A 16756-nucleotide genomic window follows, 5' to 3' on the forward strand; every position below is an offset into this window, starting at 1 on the left:
CGGTAACGGCTGCTTTCTTCCTTTATATACCACCCGGAGGATATCCCGTGGCCAGTAACTTTTCCGTCGGTGTTGTTATTGGCGGTATGATTGGCAGCACCTTCCGCTCAGCGATGAGCGGCACCCGACGCGCCCTCGACTCCCTGAGCAATACCTCACGCCGCCTGCAGGAGCGCCAGAATACCTTAACCCGTGCGACTGAACGTTATGGCCAACTGGGTTCTTCCCGGATGCAGCGCCTGAACAGCGACCTGCTGCAGGTCAGTCGAACGATGGAGCGCGTTGAACGCCAGCAGCGCCGTCTATCGGCAGTATCGGCCACCAGTGATGCACTGAAAGCCAACCGTATGGCGTTGTACGGCCAGGGGGCTGAGACCTATGCCATCGCCCGAACGCTGGGTGCGCCGGTTATGAACTCCGTCAGACAGTACACGTCGTTTGAGTCTCAGTTGCGCGATATCAGCATTACCGGTGACCTGGATGCACGGCAGGAGCAGGCTATCGGCACTGCCATTCGCCAGGCGTCGCTCAGAGTTAACCAACTGCAGGAATCTTTGCTGGGCGGTGTCGGTCAACTGGTTGCTGATGGTATGAACCCGGAGCAGGCGGCCAAATTTGCCGGACTGTTGGGTAAAGCGGCTACAGCGACCAAAGCCGATATGACCGATCTCGCAAAAATGACCTATGCCTTCAGCGATGCGCTCAGAATTACCGACGCCAAAGAGCTGGAGCAGGCGTTTGGTATTGCGGCAACGGGCGCCAAGCTGGGTTCATTTGAGCTGAAGGATATGGCAAAAGCATTGCCCGGCATGGCCAAAGCCTTCGCGGCCCGTGGGATTTACGGTAAGGAGGCCATTACCCAGATCGTAGCCAGTCTGGAGGTTGGTAAGGGCAGTGGCTCAGCTGAAGAAGCGGTCACCAATATGTCCAACTGGCTGGCGGCTATGGGGCGTGGCGACACTATCCAGAAGTACGCCAAAGCCGGAGTGGATTACCAGGGGTCGATGCAGAACTATGTCGCCCAGGGGTTTTCCCAGTACGAATCTTCTCTGATGATTGCCAATCGCTTTATTGACGGGAAAGGTAAAGCGTTTTTACAGCAGTGGAAAGCAGCAGGTTCAAGAGGCGATCAGGAAGGCCAGCAGAAACTGATGGAATCCTTTGGACTGGCAGAGGTGTTCACTGATATCCAGACCGTTAATCACCTGCTATCGATGCGTCAGGGATGGGATAAATATCTTTCCAACAAGCAGGAAATGAACACGCCATCTGCAATGTCCACGTTGGATAAGGATGCTGCGAAACAGAACGATACGCTGGAAGGCCGTTGGCGCAGAACGCAGATCGGCTTTAATGATTCAGCTATCAGCATTGGTGAATCCCTGCGCCCGGCGTTGATCCAACTGGGAGAAACGTTTATCCCGTTAATGGACAGCGTTGGTAAATGGATTACAGCAAACCCGCAACTGGTGAGCGGTACGATCAAAGTAGTCGGTGCCTTACTGGCCTTTAAGATGGCCACCATTGGTCTTAAGCTGAGTATTAATCTGCTTATCTCTCCCTTCGTCAGCGTCTGGAAAAATATCGTCCTCCTGCAGTCCAGCTGGCTTCGCCTGACGCTGGCACTGGGTGAAGGCGGTAAGCTTCGCTGGCTGGTAACAGGCTTCAGCACTGTCGCTAAAGGAGCCAGAACACTGGGGAGCGTGTTGTCGGGTGGGCTGGTTCGCGGCATCATGCTCGCCGGGCGAGCCGTTCTCTGGATTGGTCGGGCGTTGATGATGAACCCCATCGGTCTGACCATCACCGCCATCGCCGCAGCGGCGTATCTTATCTATCGCAACTGGGGAGCGGTCAGCAGCTGGTTTAAGCAGCGCTGGGCTGATATTAAAACGGCGTTTAACGGCGGTATCGCAGGAATTAGCAGGCTGCTGATTAACTGGTCGCCGGTGGGCCTGCTCTATAAAACCTTTGCGGCTGCACTGAAGTATCTCGGCGTTGACCTGCCTGCGAAGTTCACTGACTTCGGTGGTCATCTTATTGATGGGCTGATAAATGGCATCAAAAATAAATGGGAGTCGCTCAAAACCACTGTCACCGATATGGGCGACAGCGTCGGCGGCTGGTTTAAAGAAAAGCTGGGTATCCACTCGCCGAGCCGGGTGTTTATGGGCTTTGGTGACAACATAGCGCAGGGTGCTGCTATTGGCCTGCAGCGAACCACACCACTTGCGGCGCTCGCCGGGCAACGACTGGCTGAAGAAATGACCCCGGACGTGCCTCGCCTTCCCCCACCAGAGATTATGGCGGCAGGGTATAGCGGACGTGGAGCCGGTACTGCAGCCAGTGGTGGTGCGTCTGGCGGTATCCAGGTGAACTTCAACCCTCAGTTCTACCTCAGCGGTAAAGAGACGTCGACGCCTGCCGGGCTGACTGGTGCGCTCAATATGAGCGTGCATGAACTTGAGAAAATGCTGGAGCGCCTGCTGGCACAGCAACAACGCCGGAGGTACAGCTGATGTTTGCGGTTCTGGGTGATATTGAGTTTGAACTGATTACATATTGGGACGGCTTCGAGGCGACGTTCGGCGTCGATTACGCTGAACATCCCCGAATTGAGGGTAAGCCCGGTCTGCAGTTCGTTGGCGATAAGCTGGACGAAATCCAGATTAGCCTGGTCTTCCATCAGCATTATTGTGTGCCCGACGTGGAGCTGGCACGCCTGCGAACGGCCATGAAAGCCCATCAGGCGCTGGCGCTGGTTTTCGGTAATGGTGACTATCGCGGCTGGTTTGTGATTACAGACGTGACCGCAACCAGCGAACAGACCGACAGCACCGGTAACGTGCTGGCCGTCAATGCCACCGTGTCGCTCCGGGAGTATATCGGCGACCCCAAAAATCCGCTGCAGCCGCCCGCCATACGCACCCAGGTACCCGGCGCAGGCACGGTCTCCGGAGCCGTTCCTTCGCCGTCCGGGGTGGCAAAGTACGTCCGCGACGGCGTCAATTATGCCAAACAGGCACAGTCCGTTCTTCAGACCACCATCAGTGCCGTCCGGGTTGCCCAGAAGATGAAGGATAACCCCACTGTCGCACTGACCCGCGTGCCGGGGCTGATGAGTGGTCTGGGTAACGTGTCCGGGGCGCTGGGACAAAGCGTTCCGGCGTTCAATGCACTGGCCAAATCCATGCCTGATGCCATCAGTCTGGCCAGAGCCACCAGTGAGGCGGCCACGTATGTACAGCAGGCGCAGTCGTCACTGAGCAATGTGGACAGCAGCAATATTGCAGCGGCGCTGGATGCCGTTTCAGGGCAACTGAATTCCGCTGGTACCACCTTCACCCGCATGTCGCCGGGGTTAAGCACCATGGCCGCCAGAATACTGGCAAGGAGCGTGTAATGTTTCTTGAGCATGTCACCCGTGACGGGGAGCGCTGGGATTCCCTCGCATGGAAGTATTACGGCGACCCGCTGGGCTATCCCCGGATTATCGCGGCTAATCCACACGTGGCCATCACGCCGGTGCTGCCCTCCGGCCTGCTGTTACTGATTCCGGTTATTGAGGCCGCCGACGCCACCACAGAAGAGGATATCGCCCCATGGCTGAGATAAACAGCACCGCACAGGCTGCATCATCGCTGACCGGCGTCAGCGATGTGCTGAGTCCGGTATTCACTCTGTGGTATCTGCAGAAGAATATCACCACCGATATTGCGCCGTATGTCACCCGCGTGACTTACAGCGATAACATCAAGAGCGAGTCCGATACCATTGAGGTGGAGCTGGACGACACAGATGGCCGCTGGATGGATAAGTGGTATCCGGGCAAGGGGGACACGCTGACGCTGAAACTGGGTTACAGCGGAGAGAAGTTGCTCTCCTGCGGTACGTTCTCGCTCGATGAGATTGAGGTCAGTTCACCGCCGTCTGCGGTCGCCATCCGGGGCGTGGCCACCTCGGTCAATAATGCCCTGCGGACAAAGTCCAGTCGTGGTTTTGAGAACACCACGCTGGCGGCCATTGCCGGGCGTATCGCCAAAAAGCACAAGCTGAAGCTGGCAGGCAGTATTGAGGCCATCAAAATAGACCGGGTGACCCAGTATGCCGAAACAGACGTTGCCTTCCTGCGCCGCCTGGCCAGCGAGTACGGTTATGCAGTAAAGGTTGTCAGCGACCAGCTGGTTTTCTCCCATCTGGCCACGCTTCGCAGCCAGGCGCCAGTCAGGCAGCTTTCGCCACAGGACGTGGCCAGCTTTTCCCTGCGCGATACCATCAACCGGGTCTATAAGTCTGCAAAAGTGAAGCACCAGAAGAGCAGCAGTAAAAAGCTGATCGTCTATGAAGCCGATGGAGGTACCAGCGACAGCGACAAACAGGCCAAAGGCGGTAAGGTCACCAGCGCCGACTCTCTTAAGGTCAACAGCCGCGTCAGTGACCCGGACAGCGCCCGGATTAAGGCGGATTCGGCACTGGCCAGACACAACGAGTACCAGCAGAACGGCTCCCTGACGCTGATGGGGACGCCGCAGTTGACGGCGGGTAACAAGATCGAGCTGGCGGGCTTTGGCCAGATGTCGGGACAGTGGCTGATAACCATGGCCCGGCACACGTTTGATCGTAACGGCGGCTACATCACCGAGCTGGAGGTGGCGCGGGGGCCGGTCACGCAGGGCAAGGCGAAGAAAGGCAAAAAGACCGGCAAAACACAGACGCTGACCGTCTATAAACCGGACGGCAGCACATCAACGGTAATAAAGGAGAAGAAGTAATGACAGGCGTCACCCGTCAGGTCGGTACGGTCAGCGCCATCGACGCCGACAGGGTTCAGGCCCGCGTTCGTTTGCCTGAGTGCGATAACATGCGTACCAACTGGCTCAGCGTGCTGCAGCGCAACACCCAGGACAATAAGGACTACTGGCTCCCCGACGTCGGTGAGCAGGTTGAAGTGTTGCTCGATGCCAACGGCGAGGACGGCGTTATTCTGGGGGCGGTTTACTCGGACGTCGATACACCGCCGTTCAGCGACAAAGACGTTCGCGGCACGAGATACGCGGACGGCGCAGAGTTCAGCTATAACCGCGCCACCCATACGCTGACAGTCAGGGGCGGTATTGAGCGTATTGTGGTGGAAGTCGCCGCCGATATCTCGCTGACAGGGAAAAACATCGACCTCACAGCGGAAAATACCACGATCAACGGCAACACGACGCTCAATGGTGACCTGGAAATCAACGGCAACGCTCACGCTGCGGGCAACATCCTGGCCGATGGCCAGAACTCCAATCACCACTCCCACTGAACCTTCTTAAACGCCTTTAATATCGGCATTCCCTTCCGGGGGCAATACTGCCCCCATGAAAACGACCTCAGTATTCTGGCAACCGGCCCTGCAGGCTCCCGGCGAAATCGTCCGGGGGCTGGATGATATCTGGCAGGCCATTCAAATCATCCTGCGTACTCCTCGTGGCAGCGACCCGCATCGCCCGGAGTTCGGCAGCAATCTGCACCGTTATATCGACTGGCCCATCGAGCGGGCCATTCCGCATGTGGTGCGCGAATCCGTCGACGCCATCCGCCGCTGGGAGCCTCGCTGCCAGCTGATGTCGGTTAAACCCGTCGTCGACGGCGAACATCTTACGCTCCGGGTGAGCTGGAAAGGCTCTGACGGACAGGCCCGGACTCAGGAGTTGCTATGGCGCTGACAGAACCCGATTTTATTGAACGCGATGCCGACAAAATTACGGCTGAAATGATTGCCTGGTATGAGAAAACAACAGGGAAAACGCTGTACCCGGCACAGGCTGAACGCCTGCTGATTGACCTGTGGGCCTACCGTGAAATGCTGGTCAGGGTGGCGGCGCAGGAGACAGCCAAACAGAATCTGGTCGCCTTTGCCCGTGAGCCGATGATTGATTATCTCGGTGAGCTGGTCGGGGTATACCGTCTGGCCGCGCAACCGGCCACCACCACGCTCCAGTTCTCCGTGGATGAGGCACTGGCCATTGATGTGCTGATTCCGGCGGGTACCCGCGTCAGCGCCTCTGACAGCATTATTTTTGCCACCGATACTGACGTGGTGCTGAAGGCCGGGCTGCTGCTGGTCAATACCACCGCCACCTGTACCGAGCCGGGGGCCGCTGGCAACGGCTGGCAGCCTGCACAGGTCAGCCAGTTGCTCGATGAGATTGATAACGTCGACCTGCAGGTGACCAATCTGGCGGCCAGCGCTGGCGGTTCAGAGCAGGAGGACAATGACAGGCTCCGCGAGCGTATCAAACTGGCCCCGGAATCATTCACCAACGCCGGAAGCCGTATGGCATACCGCTTTCATGCCATGCAGGCCCACCCCAATATCGTCGATGTCGCGGTGCTGTCCCCGGTACCGGGCACCGTAGAGCTGTATCCGCTGCTCAGCACCGGTCTGCCGGATGACAGCATTCTGACGCTGGTAGAGAGCTTCTGCTCGGATGAAAAAGTCAGGCCGCTCACGGATACCGTGCGGGCCAGAACGCCTATGCAGGTGGATTACGCCATTGAAGCCAACATTATGATCTACCGTGACCAGGACGCGAACTCAGTTAAGGACGCGGCCAACAGCGCCATACAGAACTGGGTGGCATCCCGTACCGCCGCGCTGGGCCGCGATATCGTTCCCAGCCAGATTATCAGCGTGCTGTCTGTCGCCGGAGTGTACCAGGTCGAACTGGTGACACCGGTGCTGCGCGTGGTGGCGGAAAACGAGTGGGCAAACTGCTCTGGCATCACCCTCAACATGACCGGGGTATCTGATGACTGAGCCGTTGTTGCTTCCGCCGCCGCTTGAGGGCGATATCAGCTTCAGAACGCTGGGCAGGCTGGCCGGACGGCTGGATAACATCGACCTGAGCGTGCTGATGGTCTATCTGGTCGATATCGTCGACAGTTCCGCGCTGCCCTGGCTGGGCGAGCAGTTCTCGCTGTTTGGCGATGGCTGGGAGCTGGCAGAGTCAGATGATGTGCGGCGCACGCTGATTAAATCCGCCATCGAGCTGCACCGCTACAAAGGAACGCCGTGGTCTATCCGGGAAATTATCCGCCGCTTCGGCTTCGGCGAAGTGGATCTGATTGAGGGCACCGGGCAGATCGGCTACGACGGCAAGCACAGTTACAACGGCCTTTTTGTTCATGGTGACGCTGAGTCGTGGGCCGTTTACCGCGTCATTCTCCGGCAACCCATCACTAACGATCAGGCGGCATTGTTACGTCAGACGCTGGCCGCCTTTGCTCCGGCCCGCTGCCATCTTGCAAGTCTGGAGTATCAGTCTGTCGCCATTCGCTACAACAACACCGTCAACTATGACGGCAGCTATAACCACGGGAGCAGTTAATTATGGCAAACCTACCCGAACCCCCGCAGTGGGAAGATGGCATCTACCAGATTGAGGTCTCCGATCCCGTTCTCGGCGGGCCTGACGGGATTACCAACCGTCCAGCCAAGCAACTGGCCAGCAGGACGCTGTACCTGAAGCAGCAGGTGGAACAAGGGGTATCTGACCTGGCTGACCATATCGCGGCGGACGACCCACATACCCAGTACGCGCCGAAGGAAAGCCCTACATTCACAGGTACACCGACAGCGCCCACGCCTGCCAGCAGCGACAACAGCAAGAAGCTGGCGACGACGGAGTTTGTGGCCAGAATCATCTCAGCACTGACTGAGACTGTCTCAGGCAAGCTGTCACAGGAGCAGAACGGCGCGGATATTCCCGACCCGGAGGCGTTTGTCAAAAACCTCGGTTTGGGAGAAGGCTCCGCGCTGCCGGTTGGGGTACCTGTTCCGTGGCCGTCAGCGACACCGCCGGAGGGATGGCTGAAATGCAATGGCGCTACGTTTTCATCCTCGTTATATCCGAAACTGGGGCTGGCATACCCGTCAGGGAAATTGCCGGATTTGCGAGGCGAGTTTATTCGTGGGTGGGATGACGGGCGCGGTGCGGATAATGGGCGGTCATTGCTGTCCAGTCAGGGAGATGCGTTTAGGTCCCACAGCCATAATTTTGATCGCTCATGGGGGCTAGAAAACTTTGATGCTACTGCTGGTTACGATGTTGTTACGGCGGACATCAACGGGAAAATAGTTAACCAGCCAACCCGATCAACTGTTTCCGTTGGTGGCTCAGAAACCCGACCGAGAAACATCGCATTTAATTACATCGTGAGGGCTGCATAATGAGCGACGCTATTCTGGATAAAAATAATATTGCCACGCAGGCGGGAAACATCACTGTTTATAATTATGACGGTGTCACCCGTGAATATATTTCGTCATCGGTTGAATATCTGGCAATGGGTGTGGGAATTCCGGCAAACTCCGCTGTGGATGAACCACCGGCTAAAAAGAAAGGTAAGGCAACTTGTCGCAACGCCGCCGGTGATGGGTGGGAATCTGTCGCAGATCATCGCGGTGAAACCGTCTATCGCATAGAGAATGGCGAGCCGGTGGAAATCACCGCACCGGGAGACTATCCGGCAGGCACCACTACACTGTTCCCATCAACGCCGTATGATGAGTGGGACGGGGAAAAGTGGGTTACCGATACTGACGCTCAGCACGCCGCTGATGTGGCCGCCGCAGAGCATCAGAAAACCGCACTGCTGGCAGCAGCCCAGGACACGATCAGCATCTGGCAAACCGAGCTACAGCTGGGCATTATCAGTGATGACGACAAAGCCAGCCTGATTAGCTGGCTGTCGTATATCAAAGAGCTGCAAACCGTTGATACCGATGCATCGCCGGACATCAACTGGCCGGTTGCTCCGGTGGCGTAGGCCACTCAATATCTGGCGCGGTGGAGGTGTCTACGGCACTCACCGCGTCCAGATAGTCCAGCCATTCGTTAAACTGCGCTTTTTCATCCTCAGAGAGGCGGCCCAGCGCTAATTTAGACGGCCATTGCTGCCCGTTTATCCAGACGTTGGTCTCATCAATCAACCGTTGTTTTTCGGCTTCCGCTTGTGCAATCAATTCATCATGGCTGGGTGGCGGAGCATCAATCCATGTCGGATATCCTGAATCATCAGCACCTAGTACTTTCCCATCAGGCCACGCCACTCCGGCAAACTCATTATAAATATCCGCGCTAACTTCAATAGCATTGGAGGGAACCGCAGACACACCTTCGATATAAAAACCCACCGGGTCTTGAGAGAAATAAATTTTATTCATAGTGATACCGCCATCCAGCACATAGCCCCAGGGGAGCCATCATTAGTTGTTCCATTATTCCAGTTAATACCATGCAAATGCATTGTTGTGGGGGTCAACGGGGAGCCTGCCAGCATACCCCCGCTCCCCACAGTTCCGTCCAGATCCATAGCGACAATAATATAGTTTGAGGGTAAGCGTCTCATTTAAACCGTCTGGTCTGTTTCCTCCGGCTCCACAAAAATAATGTCCATCATTTTTAGTGGACACTATCGTATGGAATACCGGACCTGGATTACTGAAGCTTTACGCCTTCACTTCGAAGAACATTTACCTCGGGTTGTGGCCGGACGTCGCCTGGGTGTACCAAAATCAACAGTTTGTAGTATGTTCGTGCGCTTTCGGAGAGCTGGCCTTTCGTGGCCTTTGCCCGCAGGCATGTCGGAGCAGGAACTTGATGCCTGCCTTTACGGACAATTTTCCACGGTACCAGTCGTACGTCCTGAAAGCACCGTTATATCCGAAACCCCCGTGGTAAAAAAACGTCCCCGGCGGCCCAACTTCCCTTATGAGTTTAAAATCGCCTTAGTGGAGCAGTCACTGCAGCCCGGAGCCTGTGTGGCGCAGATCGCCCGGGAAAACGGAATCAACGATAACCTGCTCTTCAACTGGCGCCATCAATACCGGAAAGGTGGCCTGCTGCCTTCCGGAAAAAATATGCCGGCACTGCTTCCCGTGACGTTAACGCCGGAGCCGGATAATAAAATCCCGGCCCCCGCACAGGAACCAGAGCAGATAAATACACCGTCCGACAGTCTGTGTTGTGAGCTGGTTCTGCCGGCCGGAACTCTCAGGCTTAAAGGTAAACTGACGCCGGCGTTATTACAGACACTTATCCGCGAAATAAAAGGGAGCAGCCACTGATGATATCTCTCCCTGCAGGTTCGCGTATCTGGCTGGTTGCAGGTATCACCGATATGCGAAATGGCTTTAACGGCCTGGCATCAAAAGTTCAGAACGTCCTGAAGGATGACCCGTTCTCCGGACACCTGTTCATCTTCCGCGGACGCCGGGGTGACCAGATAAAAGTGTTGTGGGCTGACAGTGACGGACTGTGCCTCTTCACCAAACGCCTGGAGCGGGGCCGCTTCATCTGGCCAGTCACCCGTGACGGCAAGGTGCACCTTACTCCGGCTCAGTTATCCATGCTTCTTGAAGGTATCAACTGGAAGCACCCGAAACGAACGGAACGCGCTGGAATCCGCATATAACCCGTTGTAAAGTGAGGATATGGACACCTCACTTGCTCATGAGAACGCCCGCCTGCGGGCACTGTTGCAGACGCAACAGGACACCATCCGCCAGATGGCCGAATACAACCGCCTGCTCTCACAGCGGGTGGCGGCTTATGCTTCCGAAATCAACCGGCTGAAGGCGCTGGTTGCGAAACTGCAACGTATGCAGTTCGGTAAAAGCTCAGAAAAACTTCGCGCAAAAACCGAACGGCAGATACAGGATGCACAGGAGAGAATCAGCGCACTTCAGGAAGAAATGGCTGAAACGCTGGGTGAGCAATATGACCCGGCACTGCCATCCGCCCTGCGCCAGTCTTCAGCCCGTAAACCGTTACCGGCCTCACTTCCCCGTGAAACCCGGGTTATCCGGCCGGAAGAGGAATGCTGTCCTGCCTGTGGTGGTGAACTCAGTTCTCTGGGATGTGATGTGTCAGAGCAACTGGAGCTTATCAGCAGCGCCTTTAAGGTTATCGAAACACAACGTCCGAAACTGGCCTGTTGCCGGTGCGACCATATCGTGCAGGCACCAGTACCTTCAAAACCCATTGCACGCAGTTATGCCGGAGCGGGGCTTCTGGCCCATGTTGTCACCGGGAAATATGCAGACCATCTGCCGTTATACCGCCAGTCAGAAATATACCGTCGTCAGGGAGTGGAGCTGAGCCGTGCCACACTGGGGCGCTGGACAGGTGCTGTTGCTGAACTGCTGGAGCCGCTGTATGACGTCCTGCGCCAGTATGTGCTGATGCCCGGTAAAGTCCATGCTGATGATATCCCCGTCCCGGTCCAGGAGCCGGGCAGCGGTAAAACCCGGACAGCCCGGCTGTGGGTCTACGTCCGTGATGACCGTAACGCCGGTTCACAGATGCCCCCGGCGGTCTGGTTCGCGTACAGCCCGGACCGGAAAGGCATACATCCACAGAATCACCTGTCCGGTTACAGCGGAGTGCTTCAGGCCGATGCTTACGGTGGCTACCGGGCGTTATACGAATCCGGCAGAATAACGGAAGCCGCGTGTATGGCCCATGCCCGGAGAAAAATCCACGATGTGCATGCAAGAGCGCCAACCGATATCACCACGGAAGCCCTGCAGCGTATCGGTGAACTGTATGCCATCGAAGCAGAAGTCCGGGGATGTTCAGCAGAACAGCGTCTGGCGGCAAGAAAAGCCAGAGCTGCGTCACTGATGCAGTCACTGTATGACTGGATACAGACTCAGATGAAAACACTGTCGCGTCACTCGGATACGGCAAAAGCGTTCGCATACCTGCTGAAACAGTGGGATAGCCTGAACGTGTACTGCAGTAATGGCTGGATGGAAATCGACAACAACATCGCAGAGAACGCCTTAAGGGGAGTGGCCGTAGGCCGGAAAAACTGGCTGTTCGCGGGTTCTGACAGCGGTGGCGAACATGCGGCGGTGTTGTACTCGCTGATCGGCACATGCCGTCTGAACAATGTGGAGCCAGAAAAATGGCTGCGTTACGTCATTGAGCATATCCAGGACTGGCCGGCAAATCGGGTACGCGATCTGTTGCCCTGGAAAGTTGATCTGAGCTCTCAGTAAATATCAATACGGTTCTGGCGAGCCGCTTACGTTTGAGGACGGGAAAGCGGTTGGTAACGTTATTGTTGCTCCTCCATACGGCACTGATGCATTACCACGCTGAATAACCGTTCCATCAGGCAGTTTCGTATACCTTGCGTTCGAAGAACCTCCAGAAGCGAATGCACTCATATCGGGTATCTGGTTTGCCCCTGTCCCAATATCCCGTTTCGCCGCTTCTCCCAAACCGAGGTTTTTGGTAACGCTGTTACACATAGAGGAATCTGTAAAAATCCATCCCCTGAGACACAGAGGAGGATTTGCTATGGCCGTTATTGGCTATATCCGGGTATCAACAATTGACCAGAACAGCGATTTACAGCGTAACGCGCTCATCAGCGCAAACTGTGACCATATTTTCGAAGACCGAATGAGTGGCAAGGTGGCCAACCGTCCCGGCCTCAAACGCGCTTTAAAGCGCATTAATAGCGGAGACACCCTGGTTGTGTGGAAACTGGACAGGTTGGGACGAAGCGTGAAGAACCTGGTATCGCTGATATCGGAACTCCATGAGCGAGGTGCCCATTTCCGCTCTTTAACAGACAGTATTGATACAAGCAGTGCCATGGGGCGCTTCTTTTTCCATGTGATGTCGGCATTGGCTGAGATGGAAAGAGAGCTGATCGTTGAAAGGACTGTGGCTGGTCTTGCGGCAGCAAGGGCTAAAGGCCGCACAGGTGGAAGGCCAAAGGCGTTACAACCCCACGAACGGGAGCAGATTGCCCGCTTGCTTGATAAGGGGCATACCCGAAAGCAGCTATCTATTATCTATGATGTGGGGCTATCGACACTTTACCGATATTTTCCAGTTGAGGCGGAGAGATGAGGTAAGGCAGGATTGTAATTCTTTTACCGCTTTTGAAACGCCGCAGCGATGCCATTTATCGCACGGATTGGGGCGCATTTATCGCGCGGCGCATCAATCCGCCATCGGTAAATCGGACAGCTTTACCTATACGCTGACCGATGCCGCCACCGGCAACACCGACTCGGCCAACCTCTACATCCATATCAATAGCGACAACGCCGATCTGGAGGTGGTGTGGGATAATCTCGAACCGTCTGATAACGCAATACTGGATACCGCATCCAGCAACGAGGCGGATGCGACTATCACCCTGGCCTTTGAATCAGAAACGACCAACACTACCGGTACCGTTAGCGTTGGAACGCCCACAACCACTGACGCTTTCACCGTGGACGCAGGCGACTTCGTTACCGGTTCGTTGACCCTGTCAACCTACGCGGAGTGGATCACCGTCAACGCCAGCGCCATGACCATCAACTACGTTCTGCAACAACTGAACGCGGATGGCAGCTGGGGCACACGCTACAGCGACAGCGTGGTGATCCCGGCCATTGCGATGGACGGCGGCCAGGTCCTGGCGATCGATCTTTCGACGCTGAACCTGAGCGAAGGCACCTACCGCTACTCAATCACCACCGAGCAGACGGGGAACTTAGTGGGTGCGACGGCAGGCCTCGACTTAGTCATGAACGCCACCGTGGTCAACTCCACAGACTATGTGGTGAAAAGCTACACCGAAGCCACCGGCAACGTGCTGAGCGATGAAGGAACCGACGGCACCATCGACCATCTGAGTTCGATCTATACGCTGATGTATGTCCAGGCGGGCGATACCACCGCCGATACCAGCCTCACGGACTACACGCTGGTCACCGAGAGCGGCGTAAAGGTGGAGGGCCAGTACGGCACGCTGACCATCTACAACAACGGCGAATATGTCTATCAGCCGACGGCGACCCAGGTGTCTGAAGGCGCGCAGGATGTCTTTACCTATGCCCTGAAAGGCGCCAACGGCGTAGTGGTGACAGCAACCGTCACCATTAACCTCGGCGTCTCCATTGAAGGCGTCAGCGGCGGCCCGCTGGTGTTCGACGGCAACATTGCTGACGACGTGTTTGAGGTGTATGACGCCACCTTCACGTCAATGGACGGCAAGGACGGCTATGACACTCTGGCGTGGAAAGGCAGCACGGATCTGGTACTGAGCGATGTTGCGCAGAAGGTCAGCAATATTGAAGCTATCGATCTCGGCCAGGACGACGTTGCCCGCAACGTGGTGGTTGACGCAGAATCGGTTGCGGCAATCACCAACGAGAGTAACAGCCTGTACATTAGCGGCCAGAGCGACGATACCGTGACGACGGTCGGTAACTGGACCTTCGTCTCGACGGAGGTGATTGACAGCGTGTTCTACGACCGCTACGTCAGCACCACTGAAGACGGCACGCAGGTCTGGCTGAATATTCCGAAAGACGTCTCGTTCATGTATTCGCCGCAGACCGTGACGGGGGGTATTGACGTCGTGACCGACGCCATCTCCGTTGGCAGTGAGCTTAACGATGTCTTTAACGTCAACAATACCGCCTTTAAGCAGATCGACGGCGGCGACGGTCAGGATACGCTGGTATGGAAAGGCAGCGATACTCTGACGCTGGCGGATATCGCCGGTAAGGTGTCGAACATCGAGGTGCTGGATCTTGGTCAGGACGGCGCGGCGGATATGGTGATTATTGATGCGGCGTCAGTCGCGGCGATCACCGACGCGCAGAACACGCTCTGGCTGAGAGGCGAAAGCGCAGACGCCATCACGCTCTCCGGAACATGGCTTGCGGTGGGCGTTGAGATAGTCGACACCGTCGCTTACGCCCATTACACCAGCACCGCGCCGGACGGCACGACGGTCAATCTGTACGTCGATGTTCCGATCGTAGCGGGACGACTGACCACGACCGGAAGCGAAAGCGCATCGGAAACCAACGATGCTGACATCACCGCCCAGGTGACGCTGCAACACGACAGCATCGCTAACGCCGGGGCGCTGGAGGCAGCGGCAACCAGCTCGTTCACCAGCGATACCTTTACGGTTGGCGCGGCGAGCGATCTGCAGGATATCACCATCCATGTCAGCGGCAGCGGCGTCAACGGTGCTAACAGCGTTAACGTCAACTGGTCCCTGCAGCACTACAACACCGTCACCTACCAGTGGGAGACGGTGCAGGACGGCACGCAGGCGATCGCCGACGGCAATGACCTGTCGGTCAGCCTGAACGGATTGAACGCGGGCGAATACCGGGTGGTAGTCGATGCCACCCAGAGCGGCTTCCAGAATTTATTGTGGACAGCCTACAACGGCCTGAACTACAACGTCTCGGCGAACATCGTCAGCACCACTGCCTACACGGTGACCAGCAGCTCCAGCATCGGCGGTAGCGTGATGGACAACGCCACGGACAACTCGCTGCTGGTGAAATCGCTGACGGCAGGCATCGTCACCGGTGCGGCCAGCTACGTGATCGTCACTGCGGCGGGCGCCTCCGTGGAAGGGACCTACGGCACGCTGACGTTGCATAACGACGGCACCTATACCTACACCCTGAAAGCCGACTCGACCATTAAGCTGAGCGGCAGCCAGGATACCTTCACCTACGTACTGTCTGACAACAGCTCCCACACCCTGACGCTGACGATGGGCGTGGCGGTAGACGGTAAACAGGGCGGCGAGCTGATCCTTGAAGGCACCGTCGGCGACGACAGCTTTACGATCTACGACACCGACTTCCAGGTTGTAAAAGGAGGTGATGGTCACGACGCGCTGGTGTGGAACGGCAGCGGCAACCTTAATCTCAACGAGGTCGCCAGCCGGGTGCACGACATTGAGTTGATTAATCTGCAGCACAACGGCAGCGCGGCAACGCTCTCCCTGGCGGCGGAAGACATCATCAGAGTGACCGATGACGCCAACACGCTGTATGTGCGCGGCGGCAGCGAAGACACCATCGCGCTGCAGGGCGTCTGGGAACGCAACGGCGAAACGACGCTGAACAACATCGACTACGTGCTGTGGACCCACACCCAGCCGGACGGCACAGTGGTGAACCTGTACGTCGAGAGAGGCGTGACCTTCGTCGAGGTGGCTAACGCCGTCACCGGCGACGTCACGCCGAACAGCAGCGATGTCACGGTTGCCTCCGTCAGCTTTAACGGCGAGGAGACCGTCGTCGGCAACGACGGCGCCACCATCACCGGTAACTGGGGCACCTTCACCATCGACAGCAACGGTAACTATGCCTGGACCCCGAACGCGTCCGCGGAACACGCTGGCGTATCGGAAAGCTACAGCTACACGCTTTCCAACGGGACGACGTCGACCCTGACGTTCACCACCGGCATTAACGTCGACGGTAGCGAAGGCGGCGAGTTGGTCTTCAACGGCTCCCGGGCTGACGATGTGTTCGACGTCTATGACACCGACTTCGTGATGCTCAACGGCGATGACGGCAGCGACACGCTGAGCTGGCACAGCAGTCAGCCTCTCGATCTCAGCACCATCTCCGCGAAGGTGAAGAATATCGAGAAGATCGACCTGCTGGACAACAGCGTGAATGATTCGCTGAACGTCAGCGTCCAGAGCGTGCTCAACGTCACCGACAGCCAAAACACCCTCTATGTGGACGGTGGAAACGGCGACACGGTAACGCTGAACGGAAGCTGGCAGTCGTCGGGGGTTCAACTGGTCAATGGCATCAGCTACAACCTCTACACCGCGACCGCTACCGACGGTTCGCAGGTGCAGCTGTACATTAACGACGATGTTGGCATTAGCTAAGCGTTAAACCTGAGAAGGCTGGCCTGCGGGCCAGCCT

General features: G+C 56.8%; 16 protein-coding genes. 15 read left to right on the forward strand and 1 reads right to left on the reverse strand.

Annotated features, from left to right (window positions below):
- Nucleotides 1–47 precede the first annotated feature (47 nt).
- From K7R23_RS21915 to K7R23_RS21960, 10 genes are read left to right on the forward strand one after another with little or no spacing between them, the layout of a single operon-like run.
- Nucleotides 48–2516, forward strand: coding sequence for a phage tail tape measure protein (locus K7R23_RS21915; protein ID WP_012905235.1), 2469 nt, complete (start codon nucleotides 48–50; stop codon nucleotides 2514–2516).
- Nucleotides 2516–3400, forward strand: coding sequence for a phage tail protein (locus K7R23_RS21920; protein WP_012905234.1), 885 nt, complete (start codon nucleotides 2516–2518; stop codon nucleotides 3398–3400). Before K7R23_RS21915 ends, K7R23_RS21920 begins: the two co-directional genes overlap by 1 nt.
- Nucleotides 3400–3612, forward strand: coding sequence for a tail protein X (locus K7R23_RS21925; protein WP_012905233.1), 213 nt, complete (start codon nucleotides 3400–3402; stop codon nucleotides 3610–3612). The genes K7R23_RS21920 and K7R23_RS21925 overlap by 1 nt, the downstream gene beginning before the upstream one ends.
- Nucleotides 3600–4769 carry a phage late control D family protein gene (locus K7R23_RS21930; protein WP_012905232.1) on the forward strand — a complete coding sequence of 390 codons (1170 nt, stop codon included), beginning with the start codon at nucleotides 3600–3602 and terminating at the stop codon, nucleotides 4767–4769. The genes K7R23_RS21925 and K7R23_RS21930 overlap by 13 nt, the downstream gene beginning before the upstream one ends.
- Nucleotides 4769–5299, forward strand: coding sequence for a phage baseplate assembly protein V (locus K7R23_RS21935; protein WP_012905231.1), 531 nt, complete (start codon nucleotides 4769–4771; stop codon nucleotides 5297–5299). Before K7R23_RS21930 ends, K7R23_RS21935 begins: the two co-directional genes overlap by 1 nt.
- A 55-nt stretch (nucleotides 5300–5354) precedes the next feature.
- Nucleotides 5355–5702 carry a GPW/gp25 family protein gene (locus tag K7R23_RS21940; protein WP_012905230.1) on the forward strand — a complete coding sequence of 116 codons (348 nt, stop codon included), beginning with the start codon at nucleotides 5355–5357 and terminating at the stop codon, nucleotides 5700–5702.
- Entirely contained in the window at nucleotides 5693–6796 is a 1104-nt protein-coding gene (locus K7R23_RS21945) for a baseplate assembly protein (protein ID WP_012905229.1), read from the forward strand. Before K7R23_RS21940 ends, K7R23_RS21945 begins: the two co-directional genes overlap by 10 nt.
- Entirely contained in the window at nucleotides 6789–7367 is a 579-nt protein-coding gene (locus K7R23_RS21950; RefSeq protein WP_012905228.1) for a phage tail protein I, read from the forward strand. Before K7R23_RS21945 ends, K7R23_RS21950 begins: the two co-directional genes overlap by 8 nt.
- 2 nt (nucleotides 7368–7369) lie before the next feature.
- Entirely contained in the window at nucleotides 7370–8209 is an 840-nt protein-coding gene (locus tag K7R23_RS21955; RefSeq protein WP_012905227.1) for a tail fiber protein, read from the forward strand.
- Entirely contained in the window at nucleotides 8209–8808 is a 600-nt protein-coding gene (locus K7R23_RS21960; RefSeq protein ID WP_012905226.1) for a tail fiber assembly protein, read from the forward strand. The genes K7R23_RS21955 and K7R23_RS21960 overlap by 1 nt, the downstream gene beginning before the upstream one ends.
- Here K7R23_RS21960 and K7R23_RS21965 read toward each other — a convergent pair.
- The gene (locus tag K7R23_RS21965) at nucleotides 8780–9205 is read right to left on the reverse strand and encodes a tail fiber assembly protein (RefSeq protein ID WP_012905225.1); all 426 of its coding nucleotides are present in this window, start codon (nucleotides 9203–9205) and stop codon (nucleotides 8780–8782) included. The genes K7R23_RS21960 and K7R23_RS21965 overlap by 29 nt on opposite strands.
- 225 nt (nucleotides 9206–9430) lie before the next feature.
- On the opposite strand from K7R23_RS21965, the gene tnpA reads away from it, so the two are divergent.
- The 5 genes from tnpA to K7R23_RS21990 all read left to right on the forward strand — a co-directional run bounded on the left by tnpA (nucleotide 9431) and on the right by K7R23_RS21990 (nucleotide 16719).
- The gene (gene tnpA, locus K7R23_RS21970) at nucleotides 9431–10108 is read left to right on the forward strand and encodes an IS66-like element accessory protein TnpA (RefSeq protein WP_012904569.1); all 678 of its coding nucleotides are present in this window, start codon (nucleotides 9431–9433) and stop codon (nucleotides 10106–10108) included.
- Nucleotides 10108–10455, forward strand: a complete 348-nt coding sequence (gene tnpB, locus K7R23_RS21975; RefSeq protein ID WP_012904570.1) for an IS66 family insertion sequence element accessory protein TnpB — start codon at nucleotides 10108–10110, stop codon at nucleotides 10453–10455. Before tnpA ends, tnpB begins: the two co-directional genes overlap by 1 nt.
- A 19-nt stretch (nucleotides 10456–10474) precedes the next feature.
- Entirely contained in the window at nucleotides 10475–12046 is a 1572-nt protein-coding gene (locus K7R23_RS21980) for an IS66-like element ISCro1 family transposase (protein ID WP_012905224.1), read from the forward strand.
- A 304-nt stretch (nucleotides 12047–12350) separates the two neighbouring features.
- On the forward strand, nucleotides 12351–12911 hold the full coding sequence (locus K7R23_RS21985) for a recombinase family protein (RefSeq protein ID WP_012905223.1): 561 nt from the start codon (nucleotides 12351–12353) through the stop codon (nucleotides 12909–12911).
- Between the two features lie 67 nt (nucleotides 12912–12978).
- On the forward strand, nucleotides 12979–16719 hold the full coding sequence (locus K7R23_RS21990) for a beta strand repeat-containing protein (RefSeq protein WP_024132565.1): 3741 nt from the start codon (nucleotides 12979–12981) through the stop codon (nucleotides 16717–16719).
- Nucleotides 16720–16756: the final 37 nt, after the last annotated feature.

It is taken from the genome of Citrobacter rodentium NBRC 105723 = DSM 16636 (assembly GCF_021278985.1).
GTDB classification, from domain to species: Bacteria; Pseudomonadota; Gammaproteobacteria; order Enterobacterales; family Enterobacteriaceae; genus Citrobacter_A; species Citrobacter_A rodentium.

Coding starts and splice junctions, on each gene's coding strand:
- K7R23_RS21920 (WP_012905234.1), top strand. CDS start 2,516: ATGTTTGCGGTTCTGGGTGATATTGAGTTTGAACTGATTACATATTGG.
- K7R23_RS21925 (WP_012905233.1), top strand. CDS start 3,400: ATGTTTCTTGAGCATGTCACCCGTGACGGGGAGCGCTGGGATTCCCTC.
- K7R23_RS21930 (WP_012905232.1), top strand. CDS start 3,600: ATGGCTGAGATAAACAGCACCGCACAGGCTGCATCATCGCTGACCGGC.
- K7R23_RS21935 (WP_012905231.1), top strand. CDS start 4,769: ATGACAGGCGTCACCCGTCAGGTCGGTACGGTCAGCGCCATCGACGCC.
- K7R23_RS21940 (WP_012905230.1), top strand. CDS start 5,355: ATGAAAACGACCTCAGTATTCTGGCAACCGGCCCTGCAGGCTCCCGGC.
- K7R23_RS21945 (WP_012905229.1), top strand. CDS start 5,693: ATGGCGCTGACAGAACCCGATTTTATTGAACGCGATGCCGACAAAATT.
- K7R23_RS21950 (WP_012905228.1), top strand. CDS start 6,789: ATGACTGAGCCGTTGTTGCTTCCGCCGCCGCTTGAGGGCGATATCAGC.
- K7R23_RS21955 (WP_012905227.1), top strand. CDS start 7,370: ATGGCAAACCTACCCGAACCCCCGCAGTGGGAAGATGGCATCTACCAG.
- K7R23_RS21960 (WP_012905226.1), top strand. CDS start 8,209: ATGAGCGACGCTATTCTGGATAAAAATAATATTGCCACGCAGGCGGGA.
- K7R23_RS21965 (WP_012905225.1), bottom strand. CDS start 9,205: ATGAATAAAATTTATTTCTCTCAAGACCCGGTGGGTTTTTATATCGAA.
- tnpA (WP_012904569.1), top strand. CDS start 9,431: ATGTCCATCATTTTTAGTGGACACTATCGTATGGAATACCGGACCTGG.
- tnpB (WP_012904570.1), top strand. CDS start 10,108: ATGATATCTCTCCCTGCAGGTTCGCGTATCTGGCTGGTTGCAGGTATC.
- K7R23_RS21980 (WP_012905224.1), top strand. CDS start 10,475: ATGGACACCTCACTTGCTCATGAGAACGCCCGCCTGCGGGCACTGTTG.
- K7R23_RS21985 (WP_012905223.1), top strand. CDS start 12,351: ATGGCCGTTATTGGCTATATCCGGGTATCAACAATTGACCAGAACAGC.